A 230-nucleotide genomic window follows, 5' to 3' on the forward strand; every position below is an offset into this window, starting at 1 on the left:
CTAGTAAACATGATTTACCAATTGTATTGCATGCGGTTTATGGAGATGCTGACACTGTATGTGATTTTCTTGAAGAATATAAAGTTTCACGCGCACACTTCCATTGGTTTAAAGGAAGTGAAGAGACAATGAAACGGATGATGAGGAACGGTTATTATATTTCTATCACACCGGATGTTTTACATAAGGAGAAAATTAGAAAAATCGTTTCGTATTATCCGCTTGAATAT

1 protein-coding gene is annotated in these 230 nt (G+C 34.8%); it reads left to right on the top strand.

Annotation, left to right across the window (positions count from 1 at the left end; translation table 11 throughout):
• The coding region (locus JDS92_RS30580) for a TatD family hydrolase (RefSeq protein WP_199633078.1) at positions 1-230 on the top strand (230 nt) is incomplete at both ends.

It is taken from the genome of Bacillus cereus group sp. N12 (assembly GCF_016483575.1).
Classification (GTDB): Bacteria; Bacillota; Bacilli; order Bacillales; family Bacillaceae_G; genus Bacillus_A; species Bacillus_A toyonensis.